Origin of the sequence: Serratia sp. N21D137 (assembly GCF_047530005.1) — a bacterium.
Taxonomy (GTDB): domain Bacteria; phylum Pseudomonadota; class Gammaproteobacteria; order Enterobacterales; family Enterobacteriaceae; genus Chania; species Chania fonticola_B.
The window spans coordinates 1-5,481 of the sequence record NZ_JBLJAJ010000070.1 but is presented as its reverse complement, the minus strand read 5'-3'; the positions used below and the strand labels follow the sequence as shown (position 1 = coordinate 5,481).

Here is a 5,481-nt window from a genome sequence, read left to right as displayed (position 1 = left end):
GAGAAGTGTTGATGGTGATACCACGAGCTTTTTCTTCTGGCGCGTTATCGATCTGGTCGAAAGCACGTGCAGAACCACCGTAGGTTTTAGCCAGAACGGTAGTGATTGCAGCGGTCAGGGTAGTTTTGCCGTGGTCAACGTGGCCGATAGTACCGACGTTAACGTGCGGTTTTGAACGTTCAAATTTTTCTTTAGACATCGATTGTCCCTCTAAGACACGGATAAATCGGTGGTATCACCACATCAACCAAGCATTTGCTTGTTGAATTCAGGAAACAGAAAGAAAATCAGTGGGCGAGAAATTAAGAAGTGGTGCTGATAGGCAGATTCGAACTGCCGACCTCACCCTTACCAAGGGTGCGCTCTACCAACTGAGCTATATCAGCACATCTTGGAGCGGGCAGTGGGAATCGAACCCACATCATCAGCTTGGAAGGCTGAGGTAATAGCCATTATACGATGCCCGCATCCTGGAACTCGGCTACCTGACTTTTCTGTAGACTTTAAAGGTGGAGAGAAGGATTGTTCGTCGCTTAACTCTTCACCCTTCGTGCCAGCAACTTCCGTTACGCGGCGCGAACTGTTTGAAGGTTTTCACCTTCCCCGCTCGGCGCTTGATTCAGCATTACCGCTCGGTGTGACCCAGTGCCTCGGGTCTAATATGGTGGTGGGGGAAGGATTCGAACCTTCGAAGTCTGTGACGGCAGATTTACAGTCTGCTCCCTTTGGCCGCTCGGGAACCCCACCAGATTTTAACTACTTTTACTGACCACTTTATACTTGAATGGTGCCGGCTACCGGAATCGAACTGGTGACCTACTGATTACAAGTCAGTTGCTCTACCTACTGAGCTAAGCCGGCATCAAGTGCAGCGCATTCTAGGTAGAGCTGACGGGCTATGCAACAAAAAAATTGCGATCTAAGCCCTATCGCTCATAAATCAGCCGATTTCTGCATCCGGCTCGCAGTTTTTCACCGTTGAGGCGCAAAATTTCATCAAATATGGGCATTAATCTAAACTATTTTAGACCTACCCTGCTGATGCTTTCCCTGCACTTTTGCATATCGCTCAATCAAAGATAGTCTATCGGTTTAAAGCCGCGATCGGGATGGTGCACCACAAAGAGGACGGTGCTCTCTGATGGTGCTGATATACCGCTTTCGTCCCTGGGTTGGCGGCTCCCCCACAGGTTAGCCGCGTTGGCGCGCTTATTGCTTATCATCATTATCCCTAATAGCCAGGAGGAATGACCGATGAAAATTGTCCTGATCAATGCGGCAACGCTTCCCATATACCGCGCCGAGCTGGCGCAGTTGCTCACCGATGCGGTCACTCACGGGGCTTCAGTAGGTTACGACACGCAAATTCCCCACGAGGATGCTGAGAGCTACTTCCATAGCCTGCGCCCAGCGTTGGCCAAAGGAGAGTTGCTATTGTGGATTGCCAGAGACGAAAGCGGCGTCATTGGCACCGTCCAACTCGCCCTGTGTCAAAAGCCTAACGGCCGCAACCGGGCCGAAGTACAAAAACTGCTGGTGCACAGCCGCGCCCGTCGCAATGGCGTTGGACAGGCGTTGATGAAAACGCTGGAAAAAATGGCGCTTGAGATCCGCCGTGGGCTGCTTTATCTGGACACCCAGGCCGGTTCTGCAGCCGAAGGGCTGTATCGCTCGTTGGGCTATCGTTGCCTCGGGGAGATACCCGATTACGCCGCGGCTCCCGACGGGTATTACCACCCTACAGCGATTTACTACAAGCGGCTGTTTGCCGTTCAGCAACCCTCCCGCGCCGCCGCCAGCTGACCTGAAAACGGTATCATTGCCCAGTGATACCGCCTTGCAACAGGCCCTTTCTCAATTGCGTGCCTGTTCGCACTATTGGTAAAAACTGCCGCTAATCGACCACATTTGCGAAAAAAGTCTACGCCTAAAAGCCCGCTGTCTATAATATGCAGTTTGATTATTATCTGGAGTTGGCGTCCAGCGCCTTTCCCAACCTGCGTTAACAGGCAGAATTTGGCTTATGATAAAAAGAGATCAATCTTTAGCGACGCCTTACCTTCAGTTCGATCGCAGCCAGTGGGCCGCGTTACGGGATTCGGTGCCGCTGACGCTGTCGGAAGAAGAGATTGTTAAACTCAAAGGGATTAACGAAGATCTCTCCCTGGAGGAAGTCGCGCAGATCTACTTGCCGCTCTCACGGTTGCTGAACTTCTATATCAGTTCAAACCTGCGTCGCCAGGCAGTTTTGGAGCAATTCCTTGGTACAGATGGCCAACGCATTCCTTATGTGATCGGCATTGCTGGCAGCGTAGCCGTGGGTAAAAGTACCACGGCGCGTTTGTTGCAGGCGTTGTTGAGCCGCTGGCCGGAACATCGTAGCGTCGAGCTGATCACCACAGATGGCTTTCTGCACCCGAACAAAGTGCTGAACGAGCGCGGCCTGATGAAGAAAAAAGGGTTCCCGCAATCCTACGACATGCATAGCCTGGTGAAATTCGTTTCAGAAGTTAAATCCGGTGCCAAACGTGTTACTGCCCCGGTTTACTCTCACCTGATCTATGACGTGGTGCCTGAAGGCAATAAAGTTATCGAACAGCCTGATATTCTGATCCTGGAAGGATTGAATGTTTTGCAAAGCGGTATGGACTATCCACACGATCCTCACCGGGTATTTGTTTCCGACTTTGTTGATTTCTCAATCTATGTCGATGCCCCTGGCGATCTATTGCAAAGTTGGTATATCAACCGCTTCCTGAAATTCCGTCAGGGTGCGTTCTCTAACCCAGACTCCTATTTCCATAGCTATGCTCAGTTGCCGGAAACGGAGGCGATAAATATCGCTACCCAGCTGTGGAATGAGATTAATGGATTGAATTTACAGCAGAATATCTTACCGACTCGCGAGAGAGCCAGCTTAATCATGACTAAGAGTGCCAATCACGCTGTGGAAAGTGTACGGTTGCGGAAATAATCGATAGCGTAAGAGAGGCCAATGGCCTCTCTTATTTTAGCTTATTCAGCACTCCGCAAAGATATTTCACCACCAATAAAGGGTTTAATGACTCCTTCCTGTTCAAGCAGCAATGCACCCTGCTGATCAATACCGCGGGCAATACCGAAAATCTGTTGTTCACCAATTAATAGTTTAACTGGACGATCGATAAAATTATCTAATTGACGCCAACGTGAAATAAAAGGTGCTAGCCCATCTATTTCAAATTGCCGTAATGAATTTCGTAGTTCATTAAGCAATTTAGCGGCCAATTCATTACGATCGATAGTGATCCCGGCTTCCTGCAGGTTGATCCAGCGCTGATCAATCTGACTGGCGTTGGTTTCACGCATCGCCATGTTGATACCCGCTCCGAGCACCAACTGGGCTGCATCCCCGGTTTTACCGGTCAGCTCAACCAAAATACCGGCCAACTTGCGATCGTTAAGGTATAAATCATTGGGCCACTTCACACGGACCTGTTCTGCACCGAGATGCTGCAACACTTCTGCCATCACGATGCCAATAACCAGGCTCAACCCCATCGCGGCCGCTGGCCCTTGTTCAAGACGCCAGAACATGGATAAATATAGGTTGGCCCCGAAAGGCGAAACCCACTGCCGACCACGTCGCCCACGCCCTGCCTGCTGATACTCGGCTATACAGGCATCACCGGATGTCAGTTCTGCAAGCCTGTCCAACAGATACTGGTTGGTTGAATCAACCACGGGCAATACCGTGACCCGCTTGTCTTCCAGTAAGCCAAGTATACGCTCAGCATCCAGCAAGTTGATCGCCGCAGGTAGGCTATAGCCTTTCCCCGGAACCGTGAACACATCCAAGCCCCACTCCCGGATAGTCTGAATATGCTTGTTAATCGCTGCGCGGCTCATTCCCAATGACTCACCCAAATGTTCGCCAGAGTGGAACTCGCCGTCCGCCAGTAGGGAGATGATCTTCAGTGGTACTGTGGTATCTCTCATGAAATGACCTCTACGGCATCCAGCTCACCAGTGGCCCCGATAAAACGTACCTCTGGTTCTAACCAGACATCGAATTTCTGCGCGACCGTATTGCGCACATGCCTGGCCAGTGCCACCACATCCTGGCTGCTGGCATTATCGGCATTTACCAATACCAAGGCCTGCTGACGGTGCACCGCTGCGCCACCGATCTGATGCCCCTTGAGTGAACACTGATCGATCAGCCAACCGGCAGCCAGTTTTTCTTGCCCGTCCGGCTGCGGATAATGTGGCATTGCAGGATATTGGGCTAATAATGCTTTAGCGGCTTCCCCGCTCACCAGTGGGTTTTTAAAGAAGCTGCCTGCATTGCCACTAATACGTGGGTCTGGCAGCTTGCTGCGCCGCATGGCGCATACCGCGTCAAATACCTGCTGCGGCGTTACCGTCTTGGGATCCAGCTTGGCAAGGTCGCCGTAGTTCAGCAACGGATTCCACTGTTTGCTAAGCCGTAAACCAACGCCCACAATCACGAATCCTTGCTTAAGCTCATGCTTAAAAACACTTTCCCGGTAACCAAACTGGCAGCGTTCAGGATCCATACGATCGATTTCACCCGTAGTCAGGTTCAGCAGGTCGACATACTCACAGACCTGTTTTAGCTCGATGCCGTACGCCCCGATATTCTGGATAGGGGCCGAACCGACCAAACCCGGGATCAATGCCAGATTCTCCAGCCCGGGGATGCCACGTTCGAGCATCTGGCTAACCAGATGGTGCCAATTCTCTCCGGCGCTGACATGCAAATGCCAGGCGTCCTGCTCTTCCCTGACGGTGATACCTTTTAACTGGTTAATCATGACCGTACCGGCAAAATCCTCCAGGAACAGGACGTTGCTCCCTTCACCGAGTACCAGCAGTGGCTGTTGGCGCTTTTGCGCTTGCTGCCAGGCTTTAATCATCATTTCAATTTCTTCGGCAATGACTAAATGCGCTGCGTTGACCGGGAGCGCAAAAGTATTGTGATTTTTTAAAGACGCGCTTTCAGTAGACATGATTTAAATACTCTGACGGAACAAATTATCATCTAGTCTACTCGATCCACCGCGCATGGCTATTATTTGTTTTTATTCACTGGTAATTTCTTGTGAGCTAATAACCTCTGACTTCATGGGATATTAAAAATATCCTTTTAAATCATGATAATATGAAAATTCTATTATCTTGATTCAAGCACAAGTCTGAGTTATATAAAATCTATCAGCATTAATGATATGTATGAATTAGCCTGGCGGGTTTGGAACTAAAAATTTCATGAATATTTCCAGGTGGGAACTCGGTTATATTTAATCGTTTACCTATGCGGAGATAATTCGGGATAGCCGAGTGATACCATCCCCTCACCCTAACCCTCTCCCACAGGGCTGAGGAATCCCCACTAATTTTTTCTTAGTGGTTTCAGAGAACTAGAGCGAGTGTTTTACGATCAATCTGTTCCATTTTGGTCGTAAATTGGCAGTGAGA

Annotated in this window: 5 protein-coding genes and 4 tRNA genes; 2 read left to right on the top strand and 7 right to left on the bottom strand. The window is 50.0% G+C overall.

The window, feature by feature from the left end; translation table 11 throughout:
• The 5 genes from ACMV5H_RS24945 to ACMV5H_RS24925 form a co-directional block, all read right to left on the bottom strand.
• A partial coding sequence (locus ACMV5H_RS24945; protein WP_368439369.1) for a GTP-binding protein occupies positions 1-199 on the bottom strand: 199 nt, incomplete at its 3' end.
• 111 nt (positions 200-310) lie between these two features.
• A tRNA-Thr gene (locus ACMV5H_RS24940) sits at positions 311-386 on the bottom strand.
• Positions 387-392: 6 nt separating this feature from the next.
• Positions 393-467 (bottom strand) — tRNA-Gly (locus tag ACMV5H_RS24935).
• 195 nt (positions 468-662) lie between these two features.
• Positions 663-747, bottom strand: a tRNA-Tyr gene (locus ACMV5H_RS24930).
• A 38-nt stretch (positions 748-785) separates the two neighbouring features.
• A tRNA-Thr gene (locus tag ACMV5H_RS24925) sits at positions 786-861 on the bottom strand.
• A gap of 393 nt (positions 862-1,254) precedes the next feature.
• Between ACMV5H_RS24925 and ACMV5H_RS24920 the strand changes: the two genes are divergently transcribed.
• Positions 1,255-1,803: a GNAT family N-acetyltransferase gene (locus ACMV5H_RS24920; protein ID WP_021182235.1), complete on the top strand. Its 549-nt coding sequence runs from the start codon at positions 1,255-1,257 to the stop codon at positions 1,801-1,803.
• Positions 1,804-2,023: 220 nt separating this feature from the next.
• On the top strand, positions 2,024-2,974 hold the full coding sequence (gene coaA, locus ACMV5H_RS24915; protein ID WP_021808140.1) for a type I pantothenate kinase: 951 nt from the start codon (positions 2,024-2,026) through the stop codon (positions 2,972-2,974).
• 41 nt (positions 2,975-3,015) lie between these two features.
• Here the strand turns inward: coaA and birA are convergent, their stop codons facing one another.
• Together birA and murB are read right to left on the bottom strand one after the other, a co-directional pair.
• On the bottom strand, positions 3,016-3,978 hold the full coding sequence (gene birA, locus ACMV5H_RS24910) for a bifunctional biotin--[acetyl-CoA-carboxylase] ligase/biotin operon repressor BirA (protein ID WP_037376753.1): 963 nt from the start codon (positions 3,976-3,978) through the stop codon (positions 3,016-3,018).
• A complete protein-coding gene (murB, locus tag ACMV5H_RS24905; protein WP_094983248.1) occupies positions 3,975-5,012 on the bottom strand; it encodes a UDP-N-acetylmuramate dehydrogenase in 1,038 nt (345 codons plus the stop codon). The genes birA and murB overlap by 4 nt, the downstream gene beginning before the upstream one ends.
• Positions 5,013-5,481: the final 469 nt, after the last annotated feature.